This window comes from Paraburkholderia strydomiana, assembly GCF_031456815.1.
Taxonomy (GTDB): Bacteria; Pseudomonadota; Gammaproteobacteria; order Burkholderiales; family Burkholderiaceae; genus Paraburkholderia; species Paraburkholderia caledonica.
The window spans coordinates 391500-407126 of sequence record NZ_JAVDVL010000006.1; the positions used below are offsets into that span (position 1 = coordinate 391500).

11 protein-coding genes and 1 riboswitch are annotated in these 15627 nt (G+C 63.2%); of the genes, 8 read left to right on the forward strand and 3 right to left on the reverse strand.

The window, feature by feature from the left end; genetic code table 11:
* Positions 1-10: 10 nt before the first annotated feature.
* Both J2W46_RS19065 and J2W46_RS19070 read right to left on the reverse strand, forming a co-directional pair.
* A complete protein-coding gene (locus J2W46_RS19065; RefSeq protein WP_310355480.1) occupies positions 11-1429 on the reverse strand; it encodes a coniferyl aldehyde dehydrogenase in 1419 nt (472 codons plus the stop codon).
* A 95-nt stretch (positions 1430-1524) separates the two neighbouring features.
* Entirely contained in the window at positions 1525-3234 is a 1710-nt protein-coding gene (locus tag J2W46_RS19070) for an isovaleryl-CoA dehydrogenase (RefSeq protein WP_310355481.1), read from the reverse strand.
* Between the two features lie 476 nt (positions 3235-3710).
* On the opposite strand from J2W46_RS19070, the gene J2W46_RS19075 reads away from it, so the two are divergent.
* Together J2W46_RS19075 and J2W46_RS19080 are read left to right on the forward strand one after the other, a co-directional pair.
* Positions 3711-5363, forward strand: coding sequence for a GMC family oxidoreductase (locus J2W46_RS19075; RefSeq protein ID WP_310355482.1), 1653 nt, complete (start codon positions 3711-3713; stop codon positions 5361-5363).
* Between the two features lie 195 nt (positions 5364-5558).
* A complete protein-coding gene (locus tag J2W46_RS19080) occupies positions 5559-7424 on the forward strand; it encodes an OmpA family protein (RefSeq protein WP_310355483.1) in 1866 nt (621 codons plus the stop codon).
* 63 nt (positions 7425-7487) lie between these two features.
* Here the strand turns inward: J2W46_RS19080 and J2W46_RS19085 are convergent, their stop codons facing one another.
* Positions 7488-8438 (reverse strand): LysR family transcriptional regulator, encoded by a 951-nt coding sequence (locus J2W46_RS19085; RefSeq protein ID WP_310355485.1) that lies wholly within the window; start codon positions 8436-8438, stop codon positions 7488-7490.
* A 191-nt stretch (positions 8439-8629) separates the two neighbouring features.
* Here J2W46_RS19085 and J2W46_RS19090 point away from each other — a divergent pair, with 191 nt between their 5' ends.
* The 6 genes from J2W46_RS19090 to J2W46_RS19115 all read left to right on the forward strand — a co-directional run bounded on the left by J2W46_RS19090 (position 8630) and on the right by J2W46_RS19115 (position 15627).
* Complete coding sequence (locus J2W46_RS19090) at positions 8630-9439, forward strand: glycosyltransferase family 2 protein (RefSeq protein ID WP_310355487.1); 810 nt, start codon at positions 8630-8632, stop codon at positions 9437-9439.
* Between the two features lie 154 nt (positions 9440-9593).
* Positions 9594-9732: riboswitch (S-adenosyl-L-homocysteine riboswitch) on the forward strand.
* Between the two features lie 33 nt (positions 9733-9765).
* Complete coding sequence (gene ahcY, locus J2W46_RS19095; RefSeq protein WP_310355488.1) at positions 9766-11178, forward strand: adenosylhomocysteinase; 1413 nt, start codon at positions 9766-9768, stop codon at positions 11176-11178.
* Between the two features lie 147 nt (positions 11179-11325).
* Positions 11326-11679: a phage holin family protein gene (locus J2W46_RS19100; RefSeq protein WP_006052549.1), complete on the forward strand. Its 354-nt coding sequence runs from the start codon at positions 11326-11328 to the stop codon at positions 11677-11679.
* An 11-nt stretch (positions 11680-11690) separates the two neighbouring features.
* On the forward strand, positions 11691-12521 hold the full coding sequence (gene metF / locus J2W46_RS19105) for a methylenetetrahydrofolate reductase [NAD(P)H] (protein ID WP_027777004.1): 831 nt from the start codon (positions 11691-11693) through the stop codon (positions 12519-12521).
* Between the two features lie 316 nt (positions 12522-12837).
* Complete coding sequence (locus tag J2W46_RS19110; protein ID WP_087752462.1) at positions 12838-14466, forward strand: ABC transporter substrate-binding protein; 1629 nt, start codon at positions 12838-12840, stop codon at positions 14464-14466.
* Positions 14467-14616: 150 nt separating this feature from the next.
* The gene (locus J2W46_RS19115) at positions 14617-15627 is read left to right on the forward strand and encodes an ABC transporter permease subunit (RefSeq protein ID WP_006052552.1); all 1011 of its coding nucleotides are present in this window, start codon (positions 14617-14619) and stop codon (positions 15625-15627) included.

Below are 15627 nucleotides of genomic sequence, written 5' to 3' on the forward strand. Positions count from 1 at the left end.
TTGGCGTCGCTCAAAACCGCATCATCAGTTTCAGCAGCGCGTTCACGCGCCTGCCATACGGCGGCGCAATCCATGCACGCGCGTTCAGTCGTGCCTGCGTCAGTACGGGCTTCATCTTCGAGAAAGTCACGAAGCCTTCGTAGCCGTGATATGCGCCCATTCCACTTGCTCCGACACCGCCGAACGGCAGGCTTTCGCACGCCAGATGCATCAGCGTTTCGTTGACCGCCATGCCGCCGGCAATGGTTTCGTGCGTGACCCGTTCGATGGTGGCTGCGTCGTCCGCATACAGGTAAAGCGCAAGCGGGCGTGGCCGGGCGTTGATCCACGCGATCGCATCGTCGAGCGTGTCGTACGGCACGACAGGTAGCAGCGGGCCGAAGATTTCCTCCTGCATCAGTTCGCAATCCTGCGGCGCGTTAGTGACGGCGATAGGCGGAAAGCGGCGGCTCGCCGCGTCGGGCGCGCTGTCGGTCAGCGGATGCAGTTGCGCGCCCGCGGCCTGCGCTTCGTCGGCGAGACGCTGGAGGCGCGCGAAGTGGCGCGGCGAAATGATCGACGTGTAGTCCGGGTTTTGCGCGAAGCCGGGATACATCTTCGCCATCCGCTTGCGCGCCCGCTCGACGAACGCCTGCTCCTTGCCGCGCGGCACCAGCACGTAATCCGGCGCGATACAGGTTTGCCCGGCATTGAGCGTCTTGCCGGTGACGAGGTTGTCCACGGCATTGTCGAACCGCGCATGCTCGCCGATTATTGCCGGTGACTTGCCGCCGAGTTCCAGCGTAACCGGCGTCAAATGCTCGGCGGCGGCGCGCATCACTTCGTGGCCGATTTTCGTCGAGCCGGTGAAGAGGAGATGATCGAAGGGCTGCGCGCTGAATGCGGCGGCGAGTGCCGCGTCGCCGTTCACTACAGCAACGTGATCGCGGGCAAAAGTCTGGCCGATCAGCTGCTCGAACAACGCCGACGTGCGCGGGGTCAACTCGGACATCTTGACGATCGCGCGATTGCCGGCAGTCAGCGCGCTGATGAGCGGTCCAGCGGCGAGCAGCACCGGATAATTCCACGGCACGATAATGCCGACCACGCCGAGCGGCTGCGGCACCACTTTCGCGCGGGCCGGCAGCAACCATTTGTTGGTGCTGCGGCGCTGCGGCTTCATCCACCGCTTGCCGTGCCGCAGCGCGGCGTCGATTTCCTCCTTAACCAGCAGAAATTCCGCGAGCAGCACTTCCTGTTTCGCGCGATTGCCGAAGTCGGCATTCATCGCATCGGCGAGCGCGTCGCGGTTGTCGAGCAGGACTTTGCGTAGCGCTTTCAAATGCGCCGCGCGCGTCTCCCATGAGGGATACGGCGCGCGCAACCAGGCGTGACGCTGATCGTGAAGCAACGCCTCCAGCGCGGCGACCTCGGGCAGATCGTTTTTCATTGTTCACCACTCCCTGATCAAAGATGCGCGGTCGCGCCGCGCCTATCGGTGTCGTTGCCTGCTGTCTGCTGCGGTTCGTCTGCGGCTTCCAGGCATCAGCTTGGAAAAGCCCGCTCGACGATCGCCGCATGATCGAACGTGGCGGGCAGCGTGCCGTAGACCCGGCCGCTTTCGCCGCAGCCGCTGCCGAGACGCGTGGCAATGAAAGCCTCGGCGACAGCAGCGGGCGCATACTTGATGAGCAACGTGGCCTGCGCGATCAACACGATCTGTTGCGCGATGCGCCGCGCGGACGCTTCGCGATCTTCGGCAGGACCATTGAGCGTCGCGGCGAGCTTGCCGAGCGCGGCACCTAACGCCGGATGCGCGGCTGCATCCGCTTGCCATTGCGCGAAGAGCGCTTGCGCCGCATCAGGCTCGCGCTCCATGGCGCGTAGCACGTCGAGGCACATCACGTTGCCTGAGCCTTCCCAGATAGAATTGACGGGCGCTTCCCGATAAAAGCGCGCCATCGGACCGGTTTCGACATAGCCGTTGCCGCCCCACACTTCCATTGCCTCGCCGGTGAATTCGAGCGTGCGCTTGCAGACCCAGTACTTTGCCGCGGGCGTCACGATGCGCCGCCACGCACGCTCGGCGGAGGCTTCCGCTGGGTTCGCGGCAGACGTTGCCGAATCTGCATCCGCGGATTGCTCGAACGCGTGGGCGAGCCGCATGAACAGCACGGTCGCCGCTTCTGATTCGAGGCTTAGGTCGGCGAGCACGTTGCGCATCAACGGCTGATCGACGAGGTTGCGGCCAAACGCACTGCGATGGCGCGCATGATGAATGGCCTGCACGAGCGCCGCGCGCATCAGCGCTGCGCTGCCGATCACGCAATCGAGCCGCGTGTAATTCGCCATTTCGATGATGGTCGGCACGCCGCGTCCTTCGTCGCCGATCATGATGCCGAACGCATCGAGAAATTCGACTTCGCTGCTGGCGTTCGAGCGGTTGCCGAGCTTGTCTTTCAGACGCTGGATCTGCACCGCGTTCTTGCTGCCGTCCGGCGCGAAGCGCGGCACGAAGAAGCACGAAAGACCGGCGTGATCGTGCGTGCGCGCGAGTACGAGATGTGCGTCGCATTGCGGCGCGGAGAAGAACCACTTGTGTCCCACGAGTTCGTAGGCGCCGCCGCGGCCACCGGCGGCGATCGCACGCGCTTGCGTCTGATTGCTGCGCACGTCCGAGCCGCCTTGCTTTTCGGTCATGCCCATGCCGATCATCGCGGAGATTTTTTGCGTGAGCGGCAAGTCGCGTGGATCGTGCTCGCGTGCGTAGAGTTTGTCGCGAAGGGTCTCGAACAATTGCGGTTCGCGCTGCAATACCGGAATGCTGGCGAACGTCATGGTCAACGGGCAAAGAGACCCTGATTCGATCTGCGCATGCAGAAAATATCCGGCACAACGCGCGGCCATCGCGCCGGGCTGCGGATCGGAAAAAGGCAACGCGTGCAGCCCCTCGCGACGCAGCAGCGATAGCAGCTCATGCCACGCGGGATGAAACTCAAGCGCGTCGATCCGCTCGCCCGTCGGGCTGTGCGTGGAAAGCTCGGGCGTGTGGCGGTTGGCGAGTTCGGCGAGCGCGAGCGTCTCGGGCGTGGTGAGCGCCGCGCCGTGACGCAGCAATGCATCGCGATGCCACGCGGCGCCGTCGCGTTCGAGCGCGGCCGACAGCGCCGCGTCGCTAGAAAACAGGTTGTAGTCCGCGAGCGGCGGGACCTGGTTGGTGACCTCGTGGGTCTGGCCGAAGCTATGGCGTTGCATCTGCTGTCTCCGTTCGCCGTGAGTTCGACGGCGGTGTGGCCGTGTGCCGGGTCATCGCGTGGTCGGTGGTCTTTGCGTCGCTCGTCCGCGTTCTGCTTAAGGGTCGTCCGCGGCTGATTGACGACTCACCGACGGCTCATTCGTGGCACGTTTTTGACCTCGCTCTTCGCGACTCGTCGCCGCCTTCGCGGACGGGTCTGCGGCGTAAATCGGCGCTGCGACGTTTGACCGCTGCGTGTCTGCCGCGCGGGAACAGCGCGACGTCAGCGGACGTTGTTTGAATGCCCCGCGCGACCGTCCGGCGGGCGCGTGTGGGACTTCCATCATAGGGTCGCGGCGCCGCCTGTGTTTAGAGTAATCGCTCTGACGCGAAGCCGCCGCGGCCACACAACGCTCCCTACAATGCCGGTGAAACACACGTAGACAAGTGTGCACGAGACAGGGTCCGCGAGCAACGCGGGCGATCAGGAGGAGCGATGGAATACGACTACATCATCGTAGGCGCCGGATCGGGCGGTTGCGCACTCGCGAGCCGTCTTGCGGACGACTGTCCCGACGCGACGATTGCCCTCGTTGAAGCGGGGCCGCACACGAACCGCAACCTGCTGGTCAATATGCCGGTCGGCGTCGCGGCGGTCGTGCCGAACAAGCTCAAAACGAACTACGGCTATCTGACCACGCCGCAGCCGGGTCTCGCCGGACGCCAGGGCTATCAGCCGCGCGGGCGCGGCTTCGGCGGATCGAGTGCGATCAACGCGATGATCTACACGCGCGGTCATCCGCTCGATTACGACGAATGGGCGGAGTTGGGCTGCGACGGCTGGTCCTGGGACGACGTGCTGCCGTATTTCCGCCGCGCCGAGGGCAACGAACGCGGCGCCGACGCGTGGCACGGCGACAGCGGCCCACTCACCGTGTCGGATCTGCGCTACCGCAATCCGTTTTCCAGGCGGTTCGTACAGGCCGCGATAGAAGCCGGCTACAAACCCAACGACGACTTCAACGGCCCGGACCAGGAAGGAATCGGCTTCTATCAGGTCACGCAGCGCGACGGGCGCCGTTGCAGCGTGGCGCGCGCGTATGTCTACGACCGCGAGCGTGCCAATCTGCATGCCATCGCGGATGCCACGGTGCTGCGCGTCGTGTTCGAGCAGAAGCGCGCCTGCGGCGTCGAAGTCGTGCGCGGCGGTCGCCGGGAAATGCTCAAAGCGCGTGCGGAAGTCGTCGTCGCGGCGGGCGCCTTCAATTCGCCGCAACTGTTGATGTGCTCGGGCGTCGGGCCGGCCGCGCATCTACAGGCGCATGGCATCAAGGTGTTGCACGATGCGCCGGAAGTCGGACAGAACCTGATTGATCACGTCGACTTCACCATCAACAAACGCGTGTCGTCGATCGAGCCGACGGGCTTTTCGGTGCGCGGCATCGCGCGAATGGTGCCGCAGTTCGCCACCTTCATCCGGCATGGACGAGGCATGCTGTCGAGCAATGTCGCGGAGGCGGGCGGTTTTCTAAAGGGCAAGCCGACGCTCGAACGGCCTGACCTGCAACTGCATTTCTGCGCGGCGCTCGTCGACGATCACAACCGTCATATGCATTGGGGACACGGCTATTCGCTGCATGTATGCGTGCTGCGGCCGTTCAGCCGGGGCACCGTGACGCTCGGAAGCGCGGATGCGCGCACGGCGCCCGTGATCGATCCGCGTTTTTTCAGCGATTCACGCGATCTCGACCTGCTCGTGGAAGGCGTGCAGATGGCGCGGCGCATTCTCGATGCGCCGTCGCTCGCGCTGCATGGCGGTCGCGAGCTTTACACGCGGCCGGGGCAGACCGACGCGCAATTGCGCGAGGCCATCGCACGCCATGCGGACACGATCTATCACCCGGTCGCCACCTGCCGGATGGGCGGCGACGCGGCCTCCGTAGTCGATCCGCAATTGCGCGTGCGAGGGGTCACCGGGCTGCGGATCGTCGATGCATCGGTGATGCCAACGCTGATCGGCGGCAATACGAATGCGCCCACGGTAATGATCGGCGAACGCGCGGCGGAGTTGATCGCGGCAAGCCGTCGAAAGCCGCACACGGTGACAGTTCAGGCGCCCGCCATGGCGCCTGCGGGCAACGCGGCATGAAACCGGCTTCGCGCGTTGTGCCGCCGAAGTCGAACAACCAGCATCTCGATGTCAAATAGGAGATAAGTCGGCCAAACGTCGTCTAAATCGTCATAAATTGTGCCATTCCGTTTATGAGATTTCCCGCTGCCTATAATCGCCGCGCAAAAACGGGCGCGTCAGGTGGCGAGTCCGGAAACTCAAGGAAGCGAAGGCATGAGCATCAACTTGATTCACGCGATTCAGTCGGCGTTGACGGACGAGGTAGTCGGGCAGCTTGGAGCGCGCATCGGATTGCCTCCTGAGGCGGCGCGTTCGGTGATGAGCACGGCCGCGCCCGCGCTGCTCGCCGGTCTGATGCAGAGGGCTGCGACGCTCGAAGGCGCGCGCTCGCTGTTCGCCACCGTCGTCTCGCCCGACGTGAACGCGAGAATCGCCGAACAGTTGCCGCATCTGACGGGGAGTACGGGCGGCGTCAGTGAACTCGAAAGCGCGGGGCGCGGTTTGCTCGAACGATCGCTAGACCGCCGTGCCGAGTCGCTCAGCGACGAAGTCGCAGCACAAACCGGCGTGCCGGCGCACGCGACGCATGCCATTACGGGAATCGTCGGCGCAACGATGTTGGGCGTGCTGAAGCAGCACTTGCTTAAGAGCCAGGGCAATGTCGGTCAGTTGCCCGTGCTGCTGAGCCATCAGATGCCGCTCATCGCACCGTATCTGAACGATCGCCTGCTTGCCGCGCTCGGCTTGGGCAGCGTCGGCGCTTTCGCCGGCAGCGTGCTCGCTCAACTCAAGGCCGTGTCGGCGCATATCGAGCAGCCCACGCCAGCGGCAAAGCCCGCACCGGAAGTCACTGCCGCGGTTCAGGTCCCAGCGGACGCGGTGGTCGGCGAAAAACGCCGCTCGCATGCGTGGCTGTGGTGGCCGCTGCTGGCGATCATTGCCGCCGCAATGGCGCTCGTCTATCTGTTTCCGGGCGGCTTCCCGCGCGGACAGTGGAGCGGCGGGTCGGCGGTTTCGGGCGCAGAACGGTCTGCCGACGCGCAGTCGGCTTCGGCGCCGGTTGCGGCGTCAGGTGAGCTTGCTGCGGTGGCTGCGTCGAGCGATGCCGCGGCGTCTAATGCAGCAGGTGCAATTGAAACGCTCGATGCCGCGAGTTCTATGGCTGGGGTTTCTGCCTCGGCTGCGGGTACCGCTTCAGTTCCAGTGGGCGGCGCAAGCGCCGCGAGCGCGACTAGCGCCGCCAGCGCAACTAGCGCCGCGCGGCAGCCGGGCGTGGCCGTCCCGCCGACGAAAGACAGCCAGCTTGCTTTCGCGGTCGGCGAAAGCGGCAAGCCGACGCTCACGGCGACGGTCGGCAGCGAAGCAGAGAAAACCCAACTCGTGGATGAACTGACGAAGCGCCTCGGCCAGTACAACTACGCCGCAAACATCGCCGTCGATCCGGCGACGAAGCCCGCTAGCTGGCTCCCGCGCCTCGATGGCCTGATGCCGCTGATGAGCGTGCCGGGAGCGGAACTGAGACTGGACGGCACGCATCTCGAACTGAGCGGCGCCGCCGCCAATGCGAAGCTCGGCTGGCTGAACACGCTGAAATCGCTGTTCGGTGCTCCCTACGAGATCGGCACGTTCGACGCAGACAACGCGATCCAGCAGGCAACGGCGAACTTTCGCAGTGCAATCAAGGCGCTGCTCGCGCCCGGTGCTACCTGCGCCGCAGCCGATGTGGCCAAGGTGCTGAACCTGCAAGTGATCAATTTCACGAGCGCGAGCGCGCATGTGCCCACGTCGGCAGCGGAAGACTTGAACCAGTCCGCGCGCGTGCTGAACGCGTGTGCGCGCAACGGCCGGGCGGCGAAGCTCGAAGTGGCGGGATACTCCGACAACGTGGGCGGCGAACAGGCCAATCTGCAACTGTCGAAGCAGCGCGCCGAGGCGGTTCGTACGTACCTTGTCAAAACCGGCGCTCCGGCAGATTCGCTGAGTGCTCAAGGCTACGGCCAGGCGCACCCGCTTCAACCCAACGACACCGCCAGCGGACGCTTTGCCAATCGCCGCATCGAGTTCGCTGCACAGCAATGAGTTAGGCGCCGCTTGCAAGTACGTTAGCGACACGCCCCCCGCGACCCGCCGGGCGGCGCGTCGTCATTCGGAACGCGGCGTTTGAAGCGGCGCGGCAATGCCGGTCAGACCGAGCATCAGATCGTCGCCGGCCCGGCCGGGTAGCGTCTCGCGCGCCACGTCCAGCCACGCGCGCGCGGCATGCGACAGATACCCATTGCGGCGCCAGCCAATCGCCATTTCCCATGGAATTTCCGGCTCGGCAACCGGCCGGCAAGTGAACTGCGTGGCATCCAGTCGCCGGCAATAGGGCGCAGGCAGCAGCGCAATGCCGACGCCGGCCAGCACGAGCGCCGCCATGAAATCCCAATGTCCGCTGCGCCCGACGATAGTCGGCGCGAATCCCGCGCTGCGGCAGGCGCCGAGGACTACGTCGTTGAGCGCGAGGCTTTCGCCGTAGAACACGAACGGTTCGTCCGCGAGTTGGGCGAGCGGCACTACGCGAAGCTCGTCCCACCGGGAGCCGGAGCGCGCGACGAGCCAGAGCAACTGGCGCGTGATCGGCAATACGTCGATATTGTCCGGGTCCACCGGCTGCAGAACGCCCCCGAGTTCCAGCTCTCCGTTGATCAGCGCGGTCTCGATCGCGCGGGAGCCCTGCTCGAAAAGCTTCAGTTCGATTTTCGGGTAGCGCTGGCGGAACGTGGCGATAGCGGGCGTGAAGAGCGAACCGCCCATCGGCGGAATACCAATGGTGAGTTCGCCGTGACCGAGCGTGCCGAGATCGTTGAGTTCGGCTTGCAGCTGCGCGTGCGCGGCGAGCACCTCCTGGCCGCGTTGATAGACGATGCGGCCGGCGTCGGTGAGCACCATCTGGCGGCCGTCACGCAGCAACAGCGGGGAGCCGATCTCGTCTTCGAGCGATTTCACCATCTTGCTGATGGTCGGTTGGGTGACGAACATCTGCTCGGCGCCGACAGTGAAGCTCTGCTGACGAACGACTTCGACGAAATAGCGCAGCGCACGCAGTTCCACGATCAGGCTCCGGATTCCATATTGGAATGAATCCGGAGATTGTAAGTCATCAAATTTATAGCGGCGAGGTTGATGAAGGTCGCTTGCGGACAGCGCGCATGAAGCCCGCGCGATTTCGAGACGGGCGTTCCGGTGCCCGCGCTACCATCGCCGGTTTTTGCCGCGCCGGCCGCCTGCGACAACTTCTGCCCATGACATCCGCTCACCCCATTTCGGTCGTTATTCCCTGCTACAACGGCGCCTCGACGCTTGCCCGGGCTCTCGAAAGCTGCCGGCTGCAGCCGGAGGCGGCGCAGATCATCGTCGTGGACGACGCCTCCACCGATTCGTCCGCCGAACTCGTCCTTCGGTACGCGCGGGCCGACTCGCGCGTCGCGCTGCTGCGCATGCCCTGCAACGGCGGCGCAGCAAAGACGCGCAATTGGGGCGCGCTGCATGCGTCGCATGATCTGCTTGCCTTTCTCGATGCCGACGACGAATACCTGCCCGGCGCATTGGCTGCCGCAAACGCGTTCCTCGCGCAGAACCCGAAACAGGTGTCCGTGCGCCTCGACGTCGAGTACGTTGGTTTTCCTCGCGAAATCACCGGTCACCAGGACTTCGCGCAGCATGCGGCGACGCTTAGCAATACGGTGCCGAGCAGTCTCATCGTGCGTCGGGCGGCATTCGCAGCGCTCGGCGGCTTTCCTATGGATGACGCGTTTCGCCGTATCGGCGGCGAGGACGGCGCGTTTTCGTGGGCGCTCCGCGAAATTTTCGGCAATCCGCGGCTCGCGGACGCGAAGCGCGTGCGCATGCATTACCACCCGGGCATCCACGCTGAGCGCTACTTCCGCATTGCGTTCGGCTGGCTGACGCCCGATCCCGCCGACGTCGCCGACGCTTTCCGCTTTTCCCGGCAGTTTCTCGACAGAGCGCGAGCGGGGATCGTCCAGTTGCACGGCGCGCAGATGACCGCCGAAGCCGGCGCGCATGCGGTAGGCGGCGCGGCCGCTGTGTAACCCGGCGCAAAAAGCCGGTCGCCTGACGCCGCCGCAAAAGACGACCGCAACACAACGCCGCCGCAACGCCACCCCAATAAGCCCACCCCCAAAAGCCCACCCCAAACCGATCCTCACGCCCCGAAGCCATCTCGATTTGCTACAATCGCCGTTCGTCTTCGAGGAGCGTTGCGACGGGTACCGCGAATCAGCATATATTCGCCGGCCGCCCGCCAGGCTCGAAGGCTTCAATCGGAAGGAACGGATGCGCATTGCGCTTTCCTGTCCACCGCATCGAACCGCGCTCACGTCAAATTTCTAGTCAATTTCTTAGAAAGGAGGGCGTGATGAACGCCGCAGTTATCGATTCCCAAGATTACATTGTTGCCGACATGTCGCTTGCCGACTGGGGCCGCAAGGAACTCACCATTGCAGAGACGGAAATGCCCGGTCTCATGCAAACGCGTGACGAATACAAGGCGCAGCAGCCGCTGAAGGGCGCGCGAATCGCAGGTTCGTTGCACATGACTATCCAGACCGGCGTGCTGATCGAAACGCTGACCGCGCTCGGCGCGGACGTGCGCTGGGCATCGTGCAATATCTTCTCGACGCAGGATCACGCCGCTGCGGCAATCGCCAAGGCCGGCACGCCGGTGTTCGCGTTCAAGGGCGAGTCGCTCGACGAATACTGGGAGTTCTCGCACCGCATTTTCGAATGGCCGAACGGCGAGTTCGCGAACATGATTCTCGACGACGGCGGCGACGCGACGTTGCTGCTGATCCTCGGCTCGAAGGCCGAGAAAGACCGCTCGGTGATCGCCAAGCCGACCAACGAGGAAGAAGTCGCGCTGTACAAGTCGATCGAGCGCCATCTGGACGCCGACCCGACGTGGTATTCCACGCGTCTCGCTCACATCCAGGGCGTGACGGAAGAGACCACGACCGGCGTGCATCGTCTGTATCAAATGGAAAAAGAAGGCCGCCTGCCGTTCCCGGCGATTAACGTCAACGACTCGGTCACCAAGTCGAAGTTCGACAATCTGTATGGCTGCCGCGAGTCGCTCGTCGACGGCATCAAGCGCGCGACCGACGTGATGATCGCGGGCAAGATCGCCGTGGTGGCGGGTTACGGCGACGTGGGCAAGGGCTGCGCGCAATCGCTGCGCGGTCTCGGCGCAACCGTGTGGGTCACCGAAATCGATCCGATCTGCGCACTGCAAGCGGCGATGGAAGGCTACCGCGTGGTGACGATGGAATACGCGGCCGACAAAGCCGACATCTTCGTCACGGCAACGGGCAACTACCACGTGATCAACCACGATCACATGAAGGCGATGCGTCACAACGCGATCGTGTGCAACATCGGTCACTTCGATTCGGAAATCGACGTGGCCTCGACGCGTCAGTACCAGTGGGACAACATCAAGCCGCAAGTCGACCACATCATTTTCCCCGACGGCAAGCGCGTGATTCTGCTGGCTGAAGGCCGCCTCGTGAATCTGGGTTGCGCGACGGGCCACCCGTCGTTCGTGATGTCGAACTCGTTCACGAACCAGACGCTCGCACAGATCGAACTGTTCACGCAAGGCAAGAAGTACGAGAACCGCGTGTACGTGCTGCCGAAGCATCTGGACGAGAAGGTCGCGCGTCTGCATCTGGCGCGCATCGGTGCGAACCTGACCGTGTTGTCGGACGCGCAGGCGGGCTACATTGGCGTCGACAAGAACGGTCCGTTCAAGCCGAACCACTACCGCTACTAAGTACGCGTTCCGGTATGCCCCTCGCGCGTAAGCCCGAGGGCAGCCTGAAAACATGATGGTGTGACGACGGGGCGGCGCTTAGGCGCCGCTTTGCTCGCCATGCCTGCCTTTTCGTTCAACGGACATCCTGCCTGCAAGGAGCTTTACATGACCGTTCTGCTGACCTGGCTGATCAATGCACTGGCGCTACTGATCATCACCTACCTCGTTCCGTCGATTCATATCCGCAGCTTCGGCACCGCGTTGATCGTCGCGGTAGTGCTCGGACTGATCAACACGGTCCTGCGGCCGGTGCTGATTCTGTTGACGCTGCCCGTCACGATTGTCACGCTCGGACTCTTCATTCTGGTGGTCAATGCGCTGTGCTTCTGGCTGTGCGCGTCGCTGCTGAAAGGCTTCGAAGTGTCGGGTTTCTGGTCGGCGTTCTTCGGCTCGATTCTGTATAGCATCGTGTCATGGCTGCTGTCCGCGCTCATTTTCGGCAACCGCAGTCTCGGTTGACATACTGAACCATGAACCCGATCGAACTTTCATTCGAATTCTTCCCGCCGAAAACGCAGGAAGGCGTCGACAAGCTGCGCGCAACGCGTGCGCAACTCGCTTTACTCAAGCCCAAGTTCGTGTCCGTCACGTTTGGCGCAGGCGGCTCGACGCAACAGGGCACGCTCGATACCGTCGTCGATATGGCGAAGGAAGGGCTCGAGGCGGCGCCGCATCTGTCGTGCATCGGCTCGTCCAAAGAGAGCTTGCGCGCGATTCTCAACGAGTACCGCGCACATGGCATTCGCCATATCGTCGCGCTGCGCGGCGACTTGCCGTCCGGCATGGGCGAAGTCGGCGAGTTGCGTTATGCGTCTGAACTGGTGAGCTTTATCCGCGCCGAGTTCGGCGACTGGTTCTGGATCGAGGTGGCAGGCTACCCGGAATATCATCCGCAGTCGCGTTCGCCGCGTCACGATCTCGAAAACTTCGCTCGCAAGGTGAAGGCCGGCGCCAATTCGGCGATCACGCAGTACTTCTTCAATGCGGACGCGTATTTCCGCTTTGTCGACGACGCACGGAAACTCGGCGTCGACGTGCCGATCGTGCCGGGCATCATGCCGATCACGAACTTCTCGCAGCTCATGCGCTTTTCAGAGATGTGCGGCGCCGAAGTGCCGCGCTGGATCGCGCGCCGGCTGGAGAGCTTCGGGGACGACCGCGAGTCGATTCGCGCATTCGGGCTCGACGTGGTGACGGACCTGTGCAGGCGTCTGATCAGCGCGAAGGTGCCGGGTTTGCATTTCTATACGCTCAACGGCGCTGCGGCGACCACGGCGATCTGCGAGCGCCTGGGCGGTTAAACCGCTGACTCGTCGTTGTCGGTGGCCTTTGTCGCCGATTGTTATCCAGGCCGCCGTGCGGATTCATGCGCGGCGGCTCTGGCGAATTGTCTCTTCCCAGCACTTTTCCCAGATTTCCAGTCATAACAACTCGAAACGATTCCACAAGAATCGCCGCGATGGCCTACTCTGAAAGTCATTCGAAAGAGGTCTCGAAATATCCGCGCAGGCGCGCCGGCTGCGGCGTGGCGGATAATTTCCTCTGCTTGTGACACCGGGGAAAGCTCAGTAATATCGCGCTACGCTGGCGTCAGCCAGCCCCGAACCTGGAGGAAACATGAAGCAAAACAACCTGTTGCGCGCCGCGCGTGTTACGACGCTCGTCGCAGCTGCAGCGGCATCGATGGTGGGTGCGCAAAGCGCGCGCGCCGAGATTCCGAACAAGACACTCGTTTACTGCTCAGAAGGCAGCCCTGCGGGTTTCGATCCGGCCCAATACACCACGGGCACCGATTTCACGGCCAATACGTTCACCGTCTATAACCGCCTCGTCGAATTCGAGCGTGGCGGCACCAAGGTCGAGCCGGGCCTCGCCGAAAAGTGGGATGTCTCCGCGGACGGCAAGACGTACACGTTCCATCTGCGTCATGGCGTGAAGTTCCAGACCACGTCGTTCTTCAAGCCGACGCGCGAATTCAACGCGGATGACGTCATCTTCACCTTCGAGCGCATGCTCGACGCGAACCAGCCGTTCCACAAGGCCTACCCGGTGCAGTTCCCGTACTTCACCGACATGGGTCTGGACAAGCTGATCACGAAGGTCGAAAAGGTCGATCCGTACACGGTCAAGTTCACGCTGAAGGAAGTCAACGCGCCGTTCATCCAGAACCTGGCCATGGAATACGCGTCGGTTCTGTCGGCTGAATATGGCGACCAGTTGCTGAAGGCCGGCAAAGCCGCCGACATCAACCAGTTCCCGGTCGGCACGGGTCCGTTCATCTTCCGCAGCTATACGAAAGACGCGACCATCCGTTTCGACGGCAATCCCGATTACTGGAAGCCGAATGCGGTCAAGATTTCGAAGCTGATCTTCTCGATCACGCCGGACGCAGGCGTGCGCGTGCAGAAACTAAAGCGCGACGAATGCCAGGTGATGAGCTATCCGCGCCCGGCCGATATTGCACCGCTGAAGGCCGAATCGAGTCTCGCGATGCCGTCGCAGCCTGGCTTCAACCTGGGCTACCTCGCGTACAACGTCACGCACAAGCCGGTCGACAAGGTCGAAGTGCGTCAGGCGCTCGACATGGCGATCAACAAGAAGGCGATCATCGACTCCGTGTACCAGGGCGCAGGCCAGGCCGCCACGAACCCGATGCCGCCGACCCAATGGTCCTATGACAAGAACCTGAAGGGCGCATCGTACGACGCGGATAAAGCCAAGGCGCTGCTCGCAAAGGCCGGTTATCCGAACGGCTTCGACATCACGCTGTGGGCGATGCCGGTGCAACGCGCATATAACCCGAACGCACGTCTGATGGCGGAAATGATCCAGGCTGACTGGGCCAAGATCGGCGTCAAGGCGAAGATCGTCACGTACGAGTGGGGCGAGTACATCAAGCGCGCCCACGCTGGTGAGGACGACACGATGCTGATCGGCTGGACGGGCGACAATGGCGATCCGGACAACTGGCTCGGCACGCTGCTTGGCTGCGACGCGGTGAACGGCAACAACTTCTCGAAATGGTGCTACAAGCCTTTCGACGATCTGATCCAGAAGGGTCGTTCGACGTCCGACCAGGGCGCGCGCACGACGGCATACACGCAGGCGCAGCAGATCTTCGCGCAGCAACTGCCGTTCTCGCCGATCGCTCACTCGACGGTCTACCAGCCTGTCAGCAAGAAGGTGGTCGACATGCGTATCGAGCCGCTCGGCTACGCTCGCTTCGACGGCGTCAGCGTCAAGTAAGGCGCCCGATATTGAGTCAGGCAAGCCGTAAAATTCGCGCAGTACGCTTTTCGCACGGTTAGAAAACTGGTCGAAATGGTCCGGCGACCGGGGTCACAAGCCCTCGTCGCCGGTTGCGTTTTTTCTTCATCAAGACCATAGGGACGAACCATGTTCCGCTTTGTTTTGCGCCGCATCGGCATGGTGATACCGACGTTCATCGGCATCACGATCCTTGCATTCGCGCTGATTCACCTGATACCGGGCGACCCCATCGAAGTGATGATGGGCGAGCGCGGCGTCGATCCGGCGATGCATGCCGCGGCTATGCACCGGTTAGGGCTCGACGAGCCTCTGCCGATGCAATACGTTCACTACATCGGCCGCGCGCTGCACGGCGATCTCGGCACTTCCATCATCACCAACACGAGCGTCATGGGCGAATTTCTCGCCCGCTTCCCCGCGACCGTCGAACTGTCGATTTGCGCGATGCTGTTCGCGCTGATCGTCGGCCTGCCGGCAGGCGTGTTCGCGGCGCTCCGGCGCGGCACGGCGGTCGATCACGGCGTGATGGGAACCGCGCTGACCGGCTATTCGATGCCGATCTTCTGGTGGGGCTTGATCCTCATCATGGTGTTCTCGGTCAAGCTTGGCTGGACGCCGGTGTCGGGCCGCATCGCGGTCGAATACGACATTCCGCACGTGACCGGCTTCATGCTGATCGACGCGATGATGTCCACCGACGAAGGCGCGTTCAAGTCCGCACTCAGCCATCTGATTCTTCCCGCCATCGTGCTCGGAACGATTCCGCTCGCGGTCGTCGCGCGCATGACTCGTTCGTCGATGCTCGAAGTGCTGCGGGAAGACTACATTCGCACTGCGCGCGCGAAGGGTTTGTCGCCGGGGCGAGTGATCGTCGTTCATGCCTTGCGCAATGCGTTGATTCCGGTGGTGACGGTGATCGGTTTGCAGGTCGGTACGCTGCTTGCGGGCGCGGTACTGACGGAGACACTCTTCTCGTGGCCGGGTATCGGCAAATGGCTGATCGATGCGATTGGCCGCCGGGATTATCCGGTCGTGCAGGGCGGCATCCTGATGATCGCCACACTGGTGATCTTCGTGAACCTCGTCGTCGATCTGTTGTACGGCGTGCTCAACCCGCGCATTCGCCATACGAGGTGA

Bases quoted from the DNA above. Each gene is read 5' to 3' on its own strand.
- J2W46_RS19065 (WP_310355480.1), bottom strand. From the start codon at position 1,429: ATGAAAAACGATCTGCCCGAGGTCGCCGCGCTGGAGGCGTTGCTTCAC.
- J2W46_RS19070 (WP_310355481.1), bottom strand. From the start codon at position 3,234: ATGCAACGCCATAGCTTCGGCCAGACCCACGAGGTCACCAACCAGGTC.
- J2W46_RS19075 (WP_310355482.1), top strand. From the start codon at position 3,711: ATGGAATACGACTACATCATCGTAGGCGCCGGATCGGGCGGTTGCGCA.
- J2W46_RS19080 (WP_310355483.1), top strand. From the start codon at position 5,559: ATGAGCATCAACTTGATTCACGCGATTCAGTCGGCGTTGACGGACGAG.
- J2W46_RS19090 (WP_310355487.1), top strand. From the start codon at position 8,630: ATGACATCCGCTCACCCCATTTCGGTCGTTATTCCCTGCTACAACGGC.
- ahcY (WP_310355488.1), top strand. From the start codon at position 9,766: ATGAACGCCGCAGTTATCGATTCCCAAGATTACATTGTTGCCGACATG.
- J2W46_RS19100 (WP_006052549.1), top strand. From the start codon at position 11,326: ATGACCGTTCTGCTGACCTGGCTGATCAATGCACTGGCGCTACTGATC.
- metF (WP_027777004.1), top strand. From the start codon at position 11,691: ATGAACCCGATCGAACTTTCATTCGAATTCTTCCCGCCGAAAACGCAG.
- J2W46_RS19110 (WP_087752462.1), top strand. From the start codon at position 12,838: ATGAAGCAAAACAACCTGTTGCGCGCCGCGCGTGTTACGACGCTCGTC.
- J2W46_RS19115 (WP_006052552.1), top strand. From the start codon at position 14,617: ATGTTCCGCTTTGTTTTGCGCCGCATCGGCATGGTGATACCGACGTTC.